Source organism: Paraburkholderia panacisoli (genome assembly GCF_008369935.1).
GTDB classification, from domain to species: Bacteria; Pseudomonadota; Gammaproteobacteria; order Burkholderiales; family Burkholderiaceae; genus Paraburkholderia; species Paraburkholderia panacisoli.
In genome coordinates this window covers 40,295-57,888 of the sequence record NZ_VTUZ01000007.1, presented here as the reverse complement: position 1 = coordinate 57,888, position 17,594 = coordinate 40,295, and the positions used below count along the sequence as shown (strand labels likewise).

14 protein-coding genes are annotated in these 17,594 nt (G+C 64.9%); 10 read left to right on the top strand and 4 right to left on the bottom strand.

Features of this window, described 5'->3' with window-relative positions:
• Positions 1-48: 48 nt before the first annotated feature.
• From FVF58_RS12540 to FVF58_RS12530, 3 genes are all read left to right on the top strand, one after another.
• The gene (locus FVF58_RS12540) at positions 49-1,386 is read left to right on the top strand and encodes a C45 family autoproteolytic acyltransferase/hydrolase (protein ID WP_149670220.1); all 1,338 of its coding nucleotides are present in this window, start codon (positions 49-51) and stop codon (positions 1,384-1,386) included.
• A gap of 371 nt (positions 1,387-1,757) precedes the next feature.
• Complete coding sequence (locus tag FVF58_RS12535; RefSeq protein WP_149670219.1) at positions 1,758-2,009, top strand: hypothetical protein; 252 nt, start codon at positions 1,758-1,760, stop codon at positions 2,007-2,009.
• A 248-nt stretch (positions 2,010-2,257) separates the two neighbouring features.
• Positions 2,258-2,488, top strand: coding sequence for a DUF2795 domain-containing protein (locus tag FVF58_RS12530; RefSeq protein ID WP_149670218.1), 231 nt, complete (start codon positions 2,258-2,260; stop codon positions 2,486-2,488).
• A gap of 276 nt (positions 2,489-2,764) precedes the next feature.
• On the opposite strand, the gene FVF58_RS12525 is transcribed toward FVF58_RS12530, so the two are convergent.
• Complete coding sequence (locus tag FVF58_RS12525) at positions 2,765-3,814, bottom strand: LysR family transcriptional regulator (protein ID WP_149670217.1); 1,050 nt, start codon at positions 3,812-3,814, stop codon at positions 2,765-2,767.
• Positions 3,815-4,072: 258 nt separating this feature from the next.
• Between FVF58_RS12525 and FVF58_RS12520 the strand changes: the two genes are divergently transcribed.
• A complete protein-coding gene (locus FVF58_RS12520) occupies positions 4,073-4,285 on the top strand; it encodes a hypothetical protein (protein WP_149670216.1) in 213 nt (70 codons plus the stop codon).
• A gap of 130 nt (positions 4,286-4,415) precedes the next feature.
• Here the strand turns inward: FVF58_RS12520 and FVF58_RS12515 are convergent, their stop codons facing one another.
• Positions 4,416-5,033: a TetR/AcrR family transcriptional regulator gene (locus FVF58_RS12515; protein WP_149670215.1), complete on the bottom strand. Its 618-nt coding sequence runs from the start codon at positions 5,031-5,033 to the stop codon at positions 4,416-4,418.
• A 219-nt stretch (positions 5,034-5,252) separates the two neighbouring features.
• Between FVF58_RS12515 and FVF58_RS12510 the strand changes: the two genes are divergently transcribed.
• Genes FVF58_RS12510 through FVF58_RS12500 form a run of 3 tightly spaced genes read left to right on the top strand, consistent with a single transcriptional unit; the run spans position 5,253 to position 11,031 of the window.
• The gene (locus FVF58_RS12510) at positions 5,253-6,386 is read left to right on the top strand and encodes an efflux RND transporter periplasmic adaptor subunit (RefSeq protein ID WP_149670442.1); all 1,134 of its coding nucleotides are present in this window, start codon (positions 5,253-5,255) and stop codon (positions 6,384-6,386) included.
• Positions 6,383-9,505, top strand: a complete 3,123-nt coding sequence (locus FVF58_RS12505) for an efflux RND transporter permease subunit (RefSeq protein ID WP_149670214.1) — start codon at positions 6,383-6,385, stop codon at positions 9,503-9,505. The genes FVF58_RS12510 and FVF58_RS12505 overlap by 4 nt, the downstream gene beginning before the upstream one ends.
• A 2-nt stretch (positions 9,506-9,507) precedes the next feature.
• Entirely contained in the window at positions 9,508-11,031 is a 1,524-nt protein-coding gene (locus FVF58_RS12500) for an efflux transporter outer membrane subunit (protein WP_246217036.1), read from the top strand.
• A gap of 479 nt (positions 11,032-11,510) precedes the next feature.
• Here the strand turns inward: FVF58_RS12500 and FVF58_RS12495 are convergent, their stop codons facing one another.
• Complete coding sequence (locus FVF58_RS12495; RefSeq protein WP_149670213.1) at positions 11,511-12,389, bottom strand: lipid A biosynthesis lauroyl acyltransferase; 879 nt, start codon at positions 12,387-12,389, stop codon at positions 11,511-11,513.
• Between the two features lie 16 nt (positions 12,390-12,405).
• On the opposite strand from FVF58_RS12495, the gene FVF58_RS12490 reads away from it, so the two are divergent.
• Positions 12,406-12,612 (top strand): hypothetical protein, encoded by a 207-nt coding sequence (locus tag FVF58_RS12490; protein WP_149670212.1) that lies wholly within the window; start codon positions 12,406-12,408, stop codon positions 12,610-12,612.
• Between the two features lie 149 nt (positions 12,613-12,761).
• Here the strand turns inward: FVF58_RS12490 and FVF58_RS12485 are convergent, their stop codons facing one another.
• Positions 12,762-15,263 (bottom strand): penicillin-binding protein 1A, encoded by a 2,502-nt coding sequence (locus tag FVF58_RS12485; protein WP_149670211.1) that lies wholly within the window; start codon positions 15,261-15,263, stop codon positions 12,762-12,764.
• Between the two features lie 508 nt (positions 15,264-15,771).
• Between FVF58_RS12485 and FVF58_RS12480 the strand changes: the two genes are divergently transcribed.
• Both FVF58_RS12480 and FVF58_RS12475 read left to right on the top strand, forming a co-directional pair.
• Positions 15,772-16,404 (top strand): hypothetical protein, encoded by a 633-nt coding sequence (locus tag FVF58_RS12480; RefSeq protein WP_149670210.1) that lies wholly within the window; start codon positions 15,772-15,774, stop codon positions 16,402-16,404.
• A gap of 496 nt (positions 16,405-16,900) precedes the next feature.
• Positions 16,901-17,581, top strand: a complete 681-nt coding sequence (locus FVF58_RS12475; protein ID WP_149670209.1) for a PspA/IM30 family protein — start codon at positions 16,901-16,903, stop codon at positions 17,579-17,581.
• Positions 17,582-17,594: the final 13 nt, after the last annotated feature.

Here is a 17,594-nt window from a genome sequence, read left to right as displayed (position 1 = left end):
ACGCCAGGACGGGCGCCCCGGGACGCCCGCCGTTCGATCGGAGCGAACATGAGCGAACCGTCCCTCGATGCCGTGCGCCGCGACCAGGCAGGCTGGATTTTCCTGCACATCGAAGGCGAACCCTACGATCGCGGCGAACAGCACGGGCAGTTGCTCGCCAGCGAAATCCAGAACGCGATCCGCACCGCCCGCTACCTCGCGAAGTGGGACACGGGCGAAGAGTTCGACACTTTCGTCGACGCCGCGGTCGCCCAGTTCGCCAACCGGCTCGACACCGAATTCGCCGACGAAATCCAGGGCATCGCCGACGGCGCGAAGCTGCCGTTCGCCGAAGTGCTGGCATGGAACGGCTACATGGATCTGCTGCAAAGCTGGTGGCCGAGCCACGCGGCACAGCAGCAGCCGCAGCTGGGCGTGAAACCGTGGCGCGGCCGGCGCGGACATCATTGCAGCGCGTTCGTCGCCACCGGCAAGGCCACGCGCGACGGCCGCATCGTGATGGCGCACAACTCGTGGGACCGCTACGCCGCAGGCGACGCGTTCAACGTGGTGTTCGACATCGTGCCGGATCGCGGCAACCGCATCCTGATGCAGGGCCTGCCGGGCTGCATCTCCAGCCTCACCGACTTCTGGGTGACCGCCGCGGGGCTGATGGTCACCGAAACCACCATCTCCAACTTCGCCGGCTATAACCCGGCGGGCGCACCGGAGTTCTACCGTTCGCGGCGCGCGTCGCAGTATGCGAACAGTATCGGCGAATGGTGCGAGATGTTCGCGCTCGCCAATAACGGCGGCTATGCGAACAGCTGGCTGCTCGGCGATGCGAAGACCGGCGAGATCGCGCGCTATGAACTGGGGCTGCACTATTCGGGCTTCGAGACCACCAGGGACGGCTTTTACAGCGGCTATAACACCGCCACCGATCTGAAGATCCGCAACCAGGAATGCATCGGTGAAGGCGAGGACTATACGGACGTGCGCAAGAACGGCGCGCGGCGCCTGCGCTTCATGCAGCTCGAGGAAATGCATCACGGCAAGATCGACGTGGAACTCGCCAAGCAGATGATCGCCGATCATCACGACGTCTATCTCGATCGCAACGACAACCCGTGCTCGCGGACCATCTGCGGCCATCTGGAACTGGACGACGCGCGCTTCGGCGGCACCGATCACGGGCCGTTCAATCCGTGGGGGGCCAACGACGGCAAAGTGGTCGACAGCGAAATGGCGCGTGAGATGGCGTTCACCGCGCGCTGGGGTCATCCGTGCGGCCGGCCATTCGACGCCCAGGCGTTCATGAAGCGCCATCCGCAGTGGAACTGGCTCAACGGCTATATGCGCGACCGGCCTTCATGGCCGTGGACGCGTTTCGATGTGCTGCGTTAGCTGGGCTGCTTGCTGCTAGCGGGGCGTTTGCTGCTAGCGGGCCGTTTGCTGCCAGCGCGCCCGCTTGCTGCTTGCTGCCAGCCATCTCTCGCTCGCCGCTCGGCATTGCACCGCGCCGCATCCGCCGACATGGCCGCAACGGCAGCCTGCACAGGCATTGCGCCGCCCTGGCGCAATCGTGGCAAGATCTGAAATCTACAATACCGTTTTGTCGCAAATGTGCGCGCGTTGCAGGATTTGCCATCTAAGATGGTAATTGCAAGCGGACCGCACATCGCAATGCCGCGTGAAGCTTGCGCCTTCCTTTCGACGCGGGGACGGCACAGCATTTGCTCACTTGTCAGCGCCGCATGAGCTTAGGAGGTCGGGCGATGAAAACCTCGACACTGTTGACCATGGTGACGCTGTCCGCCTCGTGCTTCGCCGCGCCGGTTCACACCGCGCCGGACGGCACGAATGCCAGTATCCTCGCTGAACGCGCCAACGCCGCACCAGTCGCGCCGCCGGCGCCGGATGTCGCCACGGACGATAACCGTCCGCAGCAATGGCAGCACATTGCGCTGCCTAAGTCGCGCCATCTCGACCGCAGCTTCATGGGGCAGAACGAGCATTTGCAGACCTGACGGCGACTGCCGATATTCTCGCGACAGGGCGGCAGCGGTTCGTGCCCGACTTTGAGTTTGAAACGAAGCGCCGATCAGCGTGGGTAGGCAGGGGTGCCATGGGTGCGACGGCCGCTAGCGGGTCAAGCGGTTTTTTATAGCTGCGCTGGAGTTGCCCGGCAATTTCCTGAGCGTTCTGTGCCGTTGCGTGTGCATGCCCTCGCAGCGCCAACAACTGATTTCAATCGCGCACCAACTGGAGCAAATGCATGACTGCCTCGGCCATTCCCGGCGAATCGATCGACCTGCAGATCGCCGACCTCCTCAGCGAAGTCCAATTCCCGACCAACAAAGACGCGCTAGTCGACGCCGCGCGCGAAGCCGGCGCGAGCAATGAAGTGCTGTCGATGCTCGACGGCATGCCGGAACAGGATTACGTCGATATCGAGTCGGTGACGCGGCTGATCAGCGGCAATTACGGGCCGGGCCTGGGAGCGTAGGCACGCGGGGCTGATTTCGTCGCCGCATCCGGAGTCATAGGCATGGGAAGCGCTTGGGGACGGAAGCTCGCGTCTGCCGGCGGCTCAAACATCGGATAGTTAGTTGTCTATAACCGCGCGGCCCCCGCGCTGCTGCAGCACGCGCACAGTTTGGCGCGCGGCGACCCTCGCCCCACAGCCCGCGCCGCGCGCAGCCACCTTTTGCCTGCACAATCGGCACTGCGACCGTGGGCTGTTTTTTGACGGCGCGCCGGCTGCCACCCGCCGCAATCGCCCTCAAACCGGCGACGACTCCGCCACCCGCGTTCTCCGCGCATGGGCCGTGTCGGGCAAGCGGCGCGTCAATTCCGGCACGGCCACGCTGTCCGCATCAGCTAACGAAGCGACCGCAGGGCGCCCCGGCGCCCCAAGCCGCGAAGCGCGCACCGGCTCGCCAGCCGGCTGGAAGTGCTCGACGAGGTGATCGATAAAAGTGCGCACCTTCGCCGGCAGATGAAGGCGGCTCGGATACGCAATCGTGATTTCGATCGGCGGCAAACGGTAGTCGCCGAGCAGGGGTACGAGCCGCCCGGACGCCAGATCCCTGCCGATCAGATAGCTCGGCAGAATCCCCACACCCATGCCCAGCAGCGCGAACTGCCGCAGCATTTCCGTATTGTTCGCGGCGATCGCGTTGACCGGCCGCACCCGCACTTCGCCGCCGCCCGGTCCGGTGAACACCCGTTCCTCGCCGCCCTGTTCGGGCGGCCGGCTCAGACACGGATGCCGCAGCAGATCTTCCGGGCGCGCCGGCGTGCCGTGCTGCGCCAGATAGGCGGGCGTCGCGCACACCGTCATGCAGGCGGTGGTCAGGCGCCGGGTGACGATGCTCGCACTGCGCATGTGCCGCGCGACCAGGATGCCGACGTCGAAGCCTTCCTCGACCAGATCGGCGTGACGATCCGCCAGCGTGACATCCGGCACGACGTCCGGATAGCGCGCCGCGTACGACTGCACCACCGGCGCGAGACTATGCAGCCCGAACACCACCGGCGCGACGATGCGCAACGTGCCGACCGGTTCGTGATTGCGCGCCACGACCATCTGCTCGACGCCTTCGAGGTCGTCGAGAATGTGCCGCACGCGCTCCAGATAGGTCCTGCCGGACTCGGTCAGCGACAGACGGCGCGTCGTCCGGTTGAGCAGCCGCGTGCCCAGACGCGCTTCCAGATCGGCCACATGCCGCGTGACCACCGCCGTGGAAAGATCCAGCGCGCCCGCCGCGCCGACGAAACTGCCGAGGTCCGCCACCTTGACGAACACGCGCATCGACTGCAGTTGATTCATGGGACGACTCCTGCCTCGGTAAAGCCGGGCCGGCGCAACCCTCGCCGCCTTTGAAGACCCGTGCGGCAAGGCGCGCACGGGTTTGCCCAACGATCCGATTGTATCGACCCGATCATGTCCCAACCCTGACCTGAACATGACATTCCAGTCAGATTAGCGACGCGCGCGCAGCACACTATTCCGGCGCGCGCACTGAATTCTGAGTAGGTATAAACCCTTATAAGCTGGTAACATAGCGGCCGAAAGGAAATTACCGCTATGACACATCGTTTTCAGCTTCTGGAAAAAATCGCGTTCTCGCTGGTCTGCTGGTCCGCCGCGGCCTGCTCGGCTTTCATCGCGTACGAGCGCTGTCCGGACATCAAGGTCGTCCTGCATGCCGGCAAGGAAGTCTTGCGCTACAGCGGCGAGTATTCGCTAGCCTGTGCGGCGCCGGCCGCCGACATCTGCGCGCCTTTGCCGAACAACTGATTCAGCGGATCTGCCGCCCCTGCATTTCGAACCGCCCCGCCGCTCGCGCTGTATTGAACTGCGCCGGCCGGGCTGCGGTTCGGTCTGAGTCAACCACCCCACCGCCGTCATCGCGCGCAAGCCGCGCGGATCACGCGTCGCGCCCGAACACCACGCGCGAGAAAAATCCCGCCAGCACCGCTTCGGCCATCTCCGTCGGCACGTTCTGCGGATCGACCGCGTAGAAGAACTGCACGCCGTCGCACAAGCCCATCAAACCGATGGCCAGCCGTTCGGGCTCCATCAGCATCGGCGTGCCGACGCGCGCCGAGAACTCGCGGATATAGGCGCCCAGTTGCTCGAGCTTCTCGTGCATGAACGCGTTAAAGCGCAGCCGGAAGCGGCCGTCGCGCACCGCGAGCAGCTTCGCCTCGACCCACAACAGAAAACATTTGTTCTCGCGATGCAGGTTGCTGTAGTACCGCAGCACGCGCGCTTCCATCTCTTCGCGCGAGGCGGCGTTTTCGAAGATCGCCTGCAACCCCGCCTGCATCGTTTCGTGATCGCGCCGCAGTAGCTCGAGAAACAGTTCGTTCTTGCTGCGGAAGTTCGAATAGAACGCGCCGCGCGTATAGCCGGCCGCCCCGGCGATGTCCTCGACACTCGCCGCGACGAAACCCTTCTTCATAAAAATGGCTTGCGCAGCGTCGAGCAGACGCTCGCGCGTCTGGTCCTTGCTTTGTTCGCGGGTCAGTCGTTGCCGTTTCATGGGCGCAAGTCTAGCACCGAAAAGAATTCAAATTCACATCAACATTCAAATACAGTGGTGTATTAGAATGCATGGCACCATTCGAAGTCAGACGCGTATGCCGATTGCATGAACCGGTCTGCGGGTCTTCGCTGGCGGGCCGCTGCGGCTTGCCGTGTTCGTTCGCTGTCTCCAGTTGGGGTAGTCGTGAAGCGTCCCGGTCCTCCCGCATCGTCGACGATGCGCCAGCAGTCCTATCGGCAGATGCGCCGCGCGGCTTGCGCCGTGGCGCTGGCCGGCGTCGTCGCGCTGGCCGCCTGCTCGAAGAAAGAAGCGGCCGCGCCCGCGCCGCGCCCGGTCGTCGCCGTCGCCGTGCATGCGGACGGCCATGCGATGCAAGCCGCGTCGCTGCCCGGCGAAGTGCAGGCGCGTTATGCGACGCCGCTGTCGTTTCGCATCGGCGGCAAGATCATCGAGCGGCGGGTGCGTCTCGGCGACGTCGTGAAGAGCGGCCAGATCGTCGCCCAGCTCGATCCGGCGGATGCGCAAAAGAATGCGGCCAGCGCGCAGGCGCAACTCGAGGCGGCGCAGCACGGCCTCGTGTTCGCGAAGCAGCAGATCGAGCGCGACCAGGCGCAGGCGAAAGAAAACCTGATCGCGCCGGCGCAGCTCGAACAGTCCACCAATGCCTACGCGTCCGCGCTCGGCCAGCGCGATCAGGCTGCGCAACAGGCGGCGCTCTCGAAGAACCAGTTGCAGTACACCACGCTCGTCGCCGGTCACGCGGGCGTCATCACGGCGGAGCAGGCCGACACCGGGCAGAACGTGTCCGCGGGCCAGGCCGTGTACAACCTCGCGTGGAGCGGCGACATCGACGTGTTGTGCGACGTGCCGGAAAGCGCGCTCGCCGGGTTCGCGGTCGGACAAAGCGCGAACGTCACGCTCGCCGCGCTGCCGGGACGCAAGTTCAGCGCGCGGGTGCGCGAACTGTCGCCCGCCGCCGACTCGCAAAGCCGCACCTGGCGCGCGCGGCTCACGCTCAACGACCCCGGCCCCGACGTGCGCCTCGGTATGACCGCCGATGTCACGCCAGTCACGCCGCTCGCGCCGTCGCAGGCAAACGGCTCGTTCACGCTGCCCGTCACCGCGCTGTTCCACGAAGGCCGGCAGCCCGCCGTGTGGGTCGTGCGAGCCGCCGACAATGCATTGGAACTGCGCCCAGTCACGGTCACGCGCTACAACGAGCGCACCATCGTGATTAGCGACGGACTCAAGGACGGCGAACGCGTCGTATTGCAAGGCGTGCACACCGTGAGCGCCGGCGAGAAAGTCAACGTAATCGCGCCGCTGCATCCCGAGGACTTCGCTTCATGAGCACGGCGCACGAAGAAGGACGCTTCAACCTGTCCGCCTGGGCGCTGCGTCATCAGGCGCTGGTCGTGTTCCTGATCGCGCTCGCGACCGCGTTCGGCATCCTCGCCTATACGCGGCTCGCGCAATCCGAAGACCCGCCGTTCACGTTCCGCGTGATGGTGATCCGCACCTTCTGGCCCGGCGCGACCGCGCGGCAGGTTCAGGAGCAGGTGACCGACCGCATCGGCCGCAAGCTGCAGGAGACGCCTGCCATCGATTTCATCCGCAGCTACTCGCGCCCCGGCGAGTCGCTGATGTTCTTCACGATGAAGGACTCCGCGCCGGTCAGCGACGTGCCCGAGACCTGGTACCAGGTGCGCAAGAAAGTCGGCGATATCGCGGCGACCCTGCCGCCGGGCATTCAAGGCCCGTTCTTCAACGACGAATTCGGCGACGTCTACACCAACATCTACACGCTCGAAGGCGATGGTTTTTCCGCCGCGCAACTGCATGACTACGCGGACCAGTTGCGCACGGTGCTGCTGCGCGTGCCGGGCGTCGGCAAGGTCGATTACTTCGGCGACCCCGATCAACACATCTACATCGAGATCGCCAACACGCAGCTCACGCGTCTGGGCATCTCGCCGCAGCAACTCGGCCAGGCGATCAACGGGCAAAACAGCGTGTCGCCCGCAGGCACGCTGACCACCGCCGACGACCGCGTGTTCGTGCGCCCCACCGGCCAGTTCAACGACGTCGCCGCGCTCGCCGACACGCTGATCCGCATCAACAACCGCACGTTCCGCCTCGGCGACATCGCGACGATCAAGCGCGGCTACGACGACCCGGTCGTCACGCAGATGCGTTTCGGCGGCAAGGCCGTGCTCGGCATCGGCGTGACGATGCAGCCGGGCGGCGACGTGATCCGCCTCGGCAAAGCGCTCGACGAGCAGACGGCGCGGTTGCGCCAGGCGTTGCCCGCCGGCTTGCGGCTGGCCGAGGTGTCGAGCATGCCGAAGGCGGTCGCGCGCTCGGTCGACGACTTCCTCGAAGCCGTCGCCGAAGCCGTCGCCATCGTGCTGGTGGTGAGCCTCGTGTCGCTCGGCGTGCGCACCGGCATGGTGGTCGTGATCTCGATCCCGGTGGTGCTCGCCGTTACCGCGCTGTGCATGTACGTGTTCGACATCGGTCTGCACAAGGTGTCGCTCGGCACCCTGGTGCTGGCGCTCGGGCTGCTGGTCGACGACGCGATCATCGCGGTCGAGATGATGTCGGTGAAGCTGGAGCAAGGCTGGAATCGCACGCGCGCGGCGGCCTTCGCGTACACCAGCACCGCGTTTCCGATGCTGACCGGCACCCTCGTGACCGTCGCCGGTTTCCTGCCGATTGCGCTCGCCAAATCGAGCACTGGCGAATACACGCGCTCGATTTTCGAAGTGTCGGCGATCGCGCTGATCGCATCGTGGCTCGCGGCCGTCGTGCTGATTCCGCTGCTCGGCTATCACCTGCTGCCCGAGCGCAAGCGCCAGGCGCACGAGGCCGAGGACCACGAACACGACATCTACGACACGCGCTTCTACACGCGTCTGCGTGGCTGGATCGGCTGGTGCGTCGAGCGGCGTTTCGTCGTGCTGGCGATCACCGTCGCGCTGTTCGTGCTGGCGTTGGCGGGCTTCACTCTGGTGCCGCAGCAGTTTTTCCCGAGCTCGGACCGTCCCGAGTTGCTGGTCGACGTGCGCCTGCCCGAAGGCGCGTCGTTCGAAGCCACGTTGCGTCAGGCGCAGCGGCTCGAAAAGGCGCTGGTGGGCCGCGCGGAAATCGACCATACGGTGAGCTTCGTCGGCACCGGCGCGCCGCGCTTCTATCTCCCGCTCGACCAGCAATTGCCGCAACCCAACTTCGCGCAGTTCGTGATCACCGCGAAGTCGGTGAAGGATCGCGAGAAGCTCGCGCAATGGCTCGAACCGGAATTGCGCAACAACTTTCCGGCGATCCGCACGCGCCTGTCGCGCCTCGAAAACGGGCCGCCGGTCGGCTATCCGGTGCAGTTCCGCGTGAGCGGCGACGACATCGCGACCGTGCGCTCGATCGCCGAGCGCGCCGCCGCGACGATGCGCGCCGACCGCCGCACCAGCAATGTCCAGTTCGACTGGGACGAACCCGCCGAGCGCTCGGTGCGTTTCGAAGTCGATCAGAAACGCGCGCGCGAACTCGGCGTCAGCTCCGAAGACATCTCGAGCTTCCTCGCGATGACACTCTCCGGCTATACCGTCACGCAGTATCGCGAACGCGACAAGCTGATCAGTGTCGATCTGCGCGCGCCGCGTGCGGAGCGCGTCGACCCGTCGCAACTCGTCGCGCTGGCGATGCCCACGCCGAACGGCGCCGTGCCGCTCGGCACGCTCGGCCATCTGCGCAACGACCTCGAATACGGTGTGATCTGGGAGCGCGACCGTCAGCCGACCATCACCGTGCAGTCCGACGTCACGGGCGGTGCGCAAGGCATCGACGTCACGCATGCGGTGGACCGCGCGCTCGCCCAGATTCGCGCGACGCTGCCGGTCGGCTACCGGATCGAAGTGGGCGGCTCGGTCGAGGAAAGCGGCAAGGGCCAGACGTCGATCAACGCGCAGATTCCGATCATGGTGATCGCCGTGCTGACCTTGCTGATGATCCAGTTGCAAAGCTTCCCGCGCGTGCTGATGGTCGTGCTGACCGCGCCGCTCGGGCTGATCGGCGTGGTCATCACGCTGCTGCTGTTCGGCAAGCCGTTCGGCTTCGTCGCGATGCTCGGCGTGATCGCGATGTTCGGCATCATCATGCGCAACTCGGTGATTCTGGTCGATCAGATCGAGCAGGACATCGCGTCGGGACACAAGCGTTTCGACGCGATCGTCGGCGCGACCGTGCGGCGCTTCCGGCCGATCACGCTGACCGCGGCGGCCGCCGTGCTCGCGCTGATTCCATTGCTGCGTTCGAATTTCTTCGGCCCGATGGCGACCGCGTTGATGGGCGGCATCACGAGCGCGACGATCCTCACGCTGTTCTATCTGCCCGCGTTGTACGCCGTGTCGTTCAGGGTGCGTGGCGACGAACGCGAACCGCAGACGCCGTCCGGCGCGACGCATACGGGGAATTGAGCATGGCTACTTTCGCAGTCTCGCGCGCAATCTCCCGCTACCCGCGGCCCGGCCTCGCATGCGCCCTCGCCTTCGCGCTCGCCGGCTGCTCGTTCGGGCCCAATGGCGAGCCGCCCGCGATGCCGCAGCCGGCGCACTACGGCGCCCAGGCGCAGCCGACGCAGACCGCGCCCGCGCAAGGCGTCACGCAGCAGTTCGTGGTCGGCGCGAAGCCGGTGCCCGAATGGTGGAAGCTGTATCAGTCGGACACGTTGAACGCGCTGGTCGACGAAGGCCTGCACAACAGCCCGACGCTCGCCGCCACCGACAAATCCCTTGCCGCCGCGCGCGAGCAGTTGCGCGCGCAGATCGGCAGTTCGCTGCTGCCCACCATCGACGCAGGCGGCCAGGCGACCCGCAATCGCGCACTCGCGATCCCCGAGATCGGCCCCAACACGTTTCTGTACAATGTCTTCGTCGGTCAATTGCAGGCGCACTACACGTTCGACCTGTTCGGCGCCGCGCGCCTCGCCAACGCGGGGCTCGCCGCGCGCGTGAACGTGCAGGCGTATCAGTTCGATGCGGCGCGTCGAGCGCTGGCGGCCAACATCGTGACAGCGGCGATCACGAGTGCCGCGCTGCATGCGCAGATCGAGACCACCGAGCGGCTCGTGACGATCGCCAACGACCAGGCGCGCGACACGCAGCGCCGCTATGCGCTCGGTGCGCTCTCGCATGCCGATCAGTTGAGCGCGCAGCAGAGCGCGGCGAGTCTGTCCGCGAGCCTGCCGGGTCTCAAGCAGCAATGGCTGACCACGCGCCATGCGCTGGCGGTGCTGCTCGGCCGCACGCCGGACGCCGCGCCGGACGATCTCGAACTCGCGCGGCTGCACTTGCCCGAACAGGTGCCGGTCGTGGTGCCGTCGGAGTTGCTGCGCTCGCGGCCCGACATTCAGGCCGCCGACGCCGCGGTGAAAGCCGCGGCCGCCGATGTCGGCGTCGCGACCGCGCAGATGTTCCCGAGCCTGTCGCTGAGCGCATCGATGGGACAAGGCGGCTTTAGCTGGCCAGCGGCGCTGTCCGGTGCCGGGGCGATCTGGAGCATCGGCGCCTCGTTGTCGCAGCCGCTGTTTCATGGCGGCGCACTGCTCGCGCAACGCCGCGCCGCACAGGACACCTACGACGCGACAATCTCGCAGTACAAGCAGACCGTGCTGGCCGCGTTCCAGAACGTCGCCGACACGCTCGCCGCGCTCGAACACGATGCGCAGGCGCTGGATGCGGCGAACCTCGCCGCGCGCTCGGCACAGGGCATTTTCGAAGAGACTTCTGGACGCTACCGGCTGGGCGCGCTGCCCGTTGCGTCGACGCGTTCGAGCGAGCAGCAGTTTCGCAATGCGCAACTCGATGAGATCCGCTACACCAGCGCGCGTCTGACAGACACGGCGGCGCTGTTTCAGGCGATGGGCAATCCGCCGGTCGATGCGGCGGCGAGCACCGCTGCGGCGTTGTCAACGTCGTCGGCAAATGCGGGTACTTCGAACTAAACCTGGGAATCCGTACGGACGCTCATCGACTTATCCCCAGTTTATGTTGACCAGCCTGTTGAAAACTATCTGACAAGCTGGCTAACCTGTTGAACGCGCTGTGTTTTATCGGAGCGGCACGAAATGAATCAGCGGGCATCGGGCGGCTGTCGTTTGCGTCGACCAAGCCGTTGGGATCACTCAACGTTATCCCCAGTTTGTGTGGAGAGATCTGTTGATAACCCAGGGGTTGCGCGCTTAAGTGCTTGAAGTGAATCGTTTTGTCGAGCGCGGCGCCGGTGGATGCAGCGGCACGTGAGCGCTGAGGTCACAGCGCGACGCAATGACCGCTCTGCCGCTTATCCACAGATTCTGTTCATAGACCTGTTGATAACGCTTGGAGATCCCAACCAAGTGTCTGAGCACGCTATGAATTCCGGTGCAGATGCGTTTGCCGACGCGCAATGCTGCCAGCCCTAAAACCACAGCCGCGCGCACCCTCAATAAACCCCCGCCTCTCCCGCAGGCCGATTCTTGAACCGCTTATGCACCCAATAATATTGATCAGGAATCCGTCGTACCTGCGTCTCGAGAAACTCGGTGATCCGACGCGCGTCGACCGATACATCGTCGGACGGGAAATCGCTTAGCGCGTCGAAAATGGTCAGCTTGTAGCCGCGATAGCCCGGCAGCACCTCGGTCACGAACGGCACTACTCGCGCATTGCCCGCGCGCGCCATCCGCGATACCGACGTCAGCGTGCACGCCGGCACGCCGAAGAACGGCACGAATACCGAATCGCGCAAACCGAAATCCATGTCGGCGGCAAGCATCACCGGCTTGCCCTCGCGCAGCACGCGCAACGCGCGCCGCACGCTGTCGCTGCGCGGAATCATCTCGGTGCCGAAGCGGCCGCGCTGGCGCTTGGCCATCGCGTCGAGGAGCAGGTTCGACATCGGCGTATAGAGCGAAGCGACCGGATGGCGTGTCGAATACATCATGCAGCCCGCCTCGATGCCGACGAAATGGAAGCCGACGAAAATAGTCGGCTGCGACTGGACATCGGCGAGATCGATCGCACTCTCCACTTCGACGAGGCGCGCGAGCGCCTGCGCATTGCCGAACCATTGCGGCCCGCGCTCGACATAGCTGCGGATCACATGGCAAAAGTGCGCGCGCGCCAGACGTTCGCGCGCGTCGTCGCTCATGTCGGGAAAGCACAGCTTCAGATTGGTATGCACGACGCGCCGGCGCGTGCTCGGAATGCGGTACAGCAACGCGCCGATGCCGGTGCCGATCCGCGCGACCACTCCGTAGGGCAACAAGGCGAACGCGCGCAGCAGAGCCGTCGTCAGACAGAGGAGAATACGACTTTTCACAAGGGGGACCCGGTGGATGCTGGATGACGAACACACCGGCCGCCGCAACCTCGGGTTGCCAACGATCGAAGTGACATGCGCGCGCGTCAAACCGGGTCTCGCGCTGCGCGTTCTGAAGTGCGACGTTTCGCTCGCGGCGAAACGCTGTGGTGCTGGCGGCCGAAACCGTTTGAGGATCGGGCGTCCGGATTGGACCCAAGGGGGAAAAACACCGCAGGCGTGATTAAAACACACCGCCGATCGCGGACGCAGAAGCTGCAGGCCGGAACGCCCGTAATGCGCCGCTAAGCGTTGCCAGGCCTCGTTTTCCGTAGCCTTTCAAAATCTCACGCGGCGTGTGCGGCTGCATGGCGCGCACACGCCGCACACTCATCAAGGCTTGTTCGACTCGAACAGATCCATGATCTGCTTGCGTTCGTTCGACGACACGCTCGGCGGCGGCACCGCCGGCGGCGTCATGCCCGCCGGCCCCACGCCGCCAACTGCGTCGCTCGTGCCGGCCAAAGGATTCGTCGAATCCAGACCGATGCTGGCGACGAAGCCGTTGCCCGGCGTCATGTCGGTAAAGAACAGTTCGCCGTCCACCGTGGTCACGCCGTCCGGCTGCTGCGGTTCGGCCTGCGGCACGCCGCGCAGCGCGCGCTGCATATACTCGACCCAGATCGGCAACGCGAGCTGCGCGCCGAATTCGCGGCTGCCAAGGCTCTTCGGCTGGTCGTAACCCATCCACGCGACCGCCACCAGCGACTGCTGATAACCGGCGAACCAGCCGTCCTTTGCATCGTTGGTGGTACCCGTCTTGCCTTGCAGGTCCGAGCGATGCAGCACGTTGGTGCCCGCACCCGTGCCGGCCGTCGCGACCGAATGCAGCAGGCTGTTCATGATGTACGCGTTACGCGGCTCCAGCGTGCGCGGCGCGTCGCGCCCGGCCGTGAGCGGCTGCGCTTTGGAAAGCGGCTGGCCGTGTGCGTCCGTCACTTCGTTGATCAGATACGGGTTGATCCGGTAGCCGCCGTTCGCGAACACGGAATACGCGCCCGCGGACTGCAACGGCGTGACGAGCCCCGCGCCGAGCGCCATCGGCAGATACGGCGGGGTCTTGTCGGCGTCGAAACCGAAGCGCTGCGTGACGAAGTCTTGCGCGTACTTGGTGCCGATGAACGACAGAATGCGGATCGACACGAGGTTCTTCGACTTCTGCAACGCGAGGCGCATCGGCATCGGACCGTCCGGCTGATCGTCGTCCTTCGGCTCCCACGCGTCGCCGCCCGGCGTGCTCGACGGGAAGTACAGCGGCGCGTCGTTGATGATCGTCGCCGGTGCAAGGCCCTTGTCGAGCGCCGCCGAATAGATGAACGGCTTGAAGCTCGAACCCGGTTGGCGCCATGCCTGCGTGACGTGGTTGAACTTGTTCTTGTTGAAGTCGAAGCCGCCGACCAGCGCGCGGATCGCGCCGTCCTGCGGCGTGAGCGACACGAGCGCGCCTTCCACTTGCGGCAATTGCGTGATCTGCCAGTTGCCCTTGTCGTCGGCGACGAGGCGCACGATCGAGCCCGGCTTGATCTTCGTGGCGGCCGTGGCGCGCGCGCTCAGCGCGCCCGCAACGAAACGCAGGCCGTCGCCGCCGATCGTCACCTGCGTGCCGTCCACCAATTGCGCCTTCACCTGCTTCGGACTCGCGTCCGTCACCACGGCGGCGATGATCTCGCCGTTGTCCGGGTGGTCCGTGAGCGCGTCGTCGATGGTCTGATCGCGGTCGTCGCCCGGCTCGGGCAGTTGCACGAAGCCTTCCGGCCCGCGATAGCCGTGGCGCCGCTCGTAATCCATCACGCCCTTGCGCACCGCGCGATACGCGGCGTCCTGGTCGGCCGAGTCGATCGTGGTGGTGACGCTCAGACCGCGCGTATAGGTTTCGTCCTTGTACTGCGCGTACATCATCTGCCGGACCATTTCGGCGATGTACTCCGCGTGCACGCTGTATTCGTTGCCGGGGTTCTTGGTGTGAATCTCTTCCTTGACCGCCTGGTCGTACTGCTCCTGGCTGATGTACTTCAGCTCGAGCATGCGCTTCAAAATGTACTCCTGGCGGATCTTCGCGCGTTTCGGGTTGACCACCGGGTTATACGCCGATGGCGCTTTCGGCAGGCCGGCCAGCATGGCCGCTTCCGCCAGCGTGATGTCTTTCAGATCCTTGCCGAAGTACACGCGCGCGGCCGCGGCGAAGCCGTAGGAGCGCTCGCCCAGATAGATCTGGTTCATGTACAGCTCGAGAATCTGGTCCTTGGTCAGCGCGCGCTCGATCTTGTACGCGAGCAGCATCTCGTAGATCTTGCGCGTATAGGTCTTTTCGCTCGACAGGAAGAAGTTGCGCGCCACCTGCATCGTGATCGTGCTGGCGCCCTGCGACGCGCCGCCGTGCGCGAGGTCGGCAAAGCCGGCGCGCAGAATGCCCACGAAGTCGACGCCGCCGTGTTCGTAGAAGCGGTAGTCCTCGATCGCGAGCACCGCTTTCTTCATCTGGTCGGGAATGTCCTGAAAGCGCACGAGGCTGCGCCGCTCCTCGCCGAATTCGCCGATCAGCACGTGATCCGCGGTGTAGACCCGCAGCGGCACTTTCGGACGATAGTCGGTCAGCGCGTCGAGCGACGGCAGTTGTGGCCCCATCACCACGAGCGCATAGCCGACGATCAGCGCGCCCACCACCGCGATGGTCGCGAGCAGCCCGGCGAACCACATGACGAGCGTCGCGCCGAACGAGCGGCGGCCCGCCTCGGCATCGCGCGAAGCGGCATTGCGTCCTGGAGTGCGTTGGTTGGAGTTCCGGTCTTCACCGGCCGGAGAATGGGAGGAATGCGGTCGTTTGATGATTGGCATGACTGGAATAGTGGGCGCATGACTGAACGCCTTTCTGCCCGCGCTCGCAGCGCGCGCATGGGTCGTGATCGAGCATCGCAGCCTGAGGTGTCAAACACCGCGCTGCCGCTTGCCCCCGGCCGGCCGCACGGCACGCCTCGGACCAAGTCCGGCGCAACGTAACAGCGTATTTTAAAAGAAATCAAGCCCGCCCCAAGGCAGTTTTTTTGTAAGAATTCCCTTCGCGCCGCGTACGCCCGGTAGTTCCGTGTAATCCCCGGCGTGCTCCCCGGGGTGGCAGCCGGTTATCAACAGAAAATGTGCAAAGGCCTGTGGACAAGCGGCCTGCAAACACCACAACTCGTTGATGTCACGGGATTTTCACGCCGCGACCGTTCCGCATCGATGCAACTCGTCATATGATGGTCTCGGCGCGCATGACGACACTGATGCGGACACCGATGCGCGCGCGCCGCGTATGCAGCTACACCCCTTGACCCGCCAATGCCAACAAGACTGCGAGCCGATCATGAACAAGCCCAGCGAGCGCATCGTCGTATTCGTGACGACCGCACAGAAACGCGCGATCACCGCCACCGCCGAGAATCTCGGCATTAGCGTCAGCGAGCTGATGCGGCGCGCCGTGCTGAGCTTCGGCGCGACCAGTGAGCAGGTGAAAGCGGCGAGCATCGTTGACCGGCTGCGCGCGCCGCGCGCACCGGACGCGCTCAACGCCGCGTTGCAGCGCGTGGCGCGCGGCACGCGGCACGCTCGTGCCACCCTGCCGGCGGCGTTGCAGGCGCGCGCAGACATCGCCGGCGAGCCTGCTGCCGACGCGTCCGCAGCAGGCCCGGCAGCCCGCGACGGTTCCGCAGCGGCATCTGTTGCCAATGCGCTGCCGCTCGCGCCCGCGGCAGCGTCTGGTCCTCTGCTGCCCGCCGGTTTGGCGGCCGCCCTCGCCGCTGAAGTCGATCTGGAAGCGGCCGCGACCGCCGAAGCGGTCGCGCGCGTCGCCGCGGCAGGCGGTGAAGATTCGACACCGCAGCAGCCCGATACCGAGGCGCAACTACGCAGCGTGCTGAAGCGCCCGCGCATCGACACGCCTCGCGAGGACGACAACCCCCGCAGCGACCCGAGTACCGAAGGCGGCCGCTTCGCGTGACACAAAATGACAGGCGCTTTGCGCACAATGCGATTCAATCGGTTGCATGTCGTTACATCAAAATCAATTCAAATGAATTAGCTTTCGACATTGCAAGCTTAAGCATTTGAACAGCGCCCTGTTCAACGGCCAAAAGCCGTTGGCACACGCGTTATTCGCGTTGCGCAAACAGAAGCACTTCATCCGTTTTCTTCATTTCGCCGCTCTGTGCCACACCACGCGGGCCACGGCGCAATCGCACCCTTTAAGCCGTTTTTAAGAGGGGACGTGGTGTAATATCCGCCAGCTACTCTATGACTCGTCGCGTAATTGTTTGAAACCAACGCCACTCGCTTCGAAACAACAATTTGCGTGCTCGCTATTGCAATTGGAAAGCGTGCCCCGAACTCCGGTTCGAACGTTGCGCAGCTTCGCGCACAGCGGCGTAAAGTAAACGGTTGAAAGCAGTCAAGCGCGCGGGATTATTCAGCGCCAACATCATTCTCTGGAGGTTTTCATGTCGCTTTTTGACAGCATTTCGCGCACGCTCAAAGGTCTCCTGAACGACGCGGCCGACTCCGTGCAAGATCCGTCGCGCGACTCGCGCCAGATCGTGCGCGAACTCGACGAAAGCATCGGTAAAGCCGAGAACTCGCTGATCGAGATTCAGGCGCAAGTGGCCACGCAGCAAAGCAAGCGCGATGTTGCCGCGGACAAGGCGAAGAAGTACGAAGACGGCGCCAAGCGCGCGCTGCAATCCGGCGACGAAGCGCTCGCTCGCGAAGCGCTCAGCGCGCAAGCCACTGCCGAAGCCGAACGCGATGCGCTCACGAAGGAGCTAACCACGCTCGAACCATCGGTCGCGCAGCTCAAGAGCCAGATCGAAGACATGCGCAGCCGCCGCAACGACCTCAACGCCCGCTCGAACATTCTGCAAGCCAAGCAGCAGATCGCTCAGGCCAAAGACGTCGCGGCCACCGCGTTGGGCGGCATCGGCGGCAAGAATCTTTCCGAAGATTTCCAGAAGCTCGAAGACAAGGTGGCGTTGTCGAATGCGCGTTCGGATGCGCGTCTGAATTCGGCCGACGTGAGCAGCGGCAAGGCGCTCGACGACAAGCTCGCGGATCTGAATCGCGGCCCGTCCGTCGAAGAACGCCTGGAAGCGTTGAAGAAGCAAATCAACACGCCGGCCCAGTAATTGCGGCGGCAGC

What these genes read in the sequence shown, in the direction of transcription:
- FVF58_RS12540 (WP_149670220.1), top strand. Translation starts at nt 49, where the DNA reads ATGAGCGAACCGTCCCTCGATGCCGTGCGCCGCGACCAGGCAGGCTGG.
- FVF58_RS12535 (WP_149670219.1), top strand. Translation starts at nt 1,758, where the DNA reads ATGAAAACCTCGACACTGTTGACCATGGTGACGCTGTCCGCCTCGTGC.
- FVF58_RS12530 (WP_149670218.1), top strand. Translation starts at nt 2,258, where the DNA reads ATGACTGCCTCGGCCATTCCCGGCGAATCGATCGACCTGCAGATCGCC.
- FVF58_RS12525 (WP_149670217.1), bottom strand. Translation starts at nt 3,814, where the DNA reads ATGAATCAACTGCAGTCGATGCGCGTGTTCGTCAAGGTGGCGGACCTC.
- FVF58_RS12520 (WP_149670216.1), top strand. Translation starts at nt 4,073, where the DNA reads ATGACACATCGTTTTCAGCTTCTGGAAAAAATCGCGTTCTCGCTGGTC.
- FVF58_RS12515 (WP_149670215.1), bottom strand. Translation starts at nt 5,033, where the DNA reads ATGAAACGGCAACGACTGACCCGCGAACAAAGCAAGGACCAGACGCGC.
- FVF58_RS12510 (WP_149670442.1), top strand. Translation starts at nt 5,253, where the DNA reads ATGCGCCAGCAGTCCTATCGGCAGATGCGCCGCGCGGCTTGCGCCGTG.
- FVF58_RS12505 (WP_149670214.1), top strand. Translation starts at nt 6,383, where the DNA reads ATGAGCACGGCGCACGAAGAAGGACGCTTCAACCTGTCCGCCTGGGCG.
- FVF58_RS12500 (WP_246217036.1), top strand. Translation starts at nt 9,508, where the DNA reads ATGGCTACTTTCGCAGTCTCGCGCGCAATCTCCCGCTACCCGCGGCCC.
- FVF58_RS12490 (WP_149670212.1), top strand. Translation starts at nt 12,406, where the DNA reads ATGCTGGATGACGAACACACCGGCCGCCGCAACCTCGGGTTGCCAACG.
- FVF58_RS12485 (WP_149670211.1), bottom strand. Translation starts at nt 15,263, where the DNA reads ATGCCAATCATCAAACGACCGCATTCCTCCCATTCTCCGGCCGGTGAA.
- FVF58_RS12480 (WP_149670210.1), top strand. Translation starts at nt 15,772, where the DNA reads ATGAACAAGCCCAGCGAGCGCATCGTCGTATTCGTGACGACCGCACAG.
- FVF58_RS12475 (WP_149670209.1), top strand. Translation starts at nt 16,901, where the DNA reads ATGTCGCTTTTTGACAGCATTTCGCGCACGCTCAAAGGTCTCCTGAAC.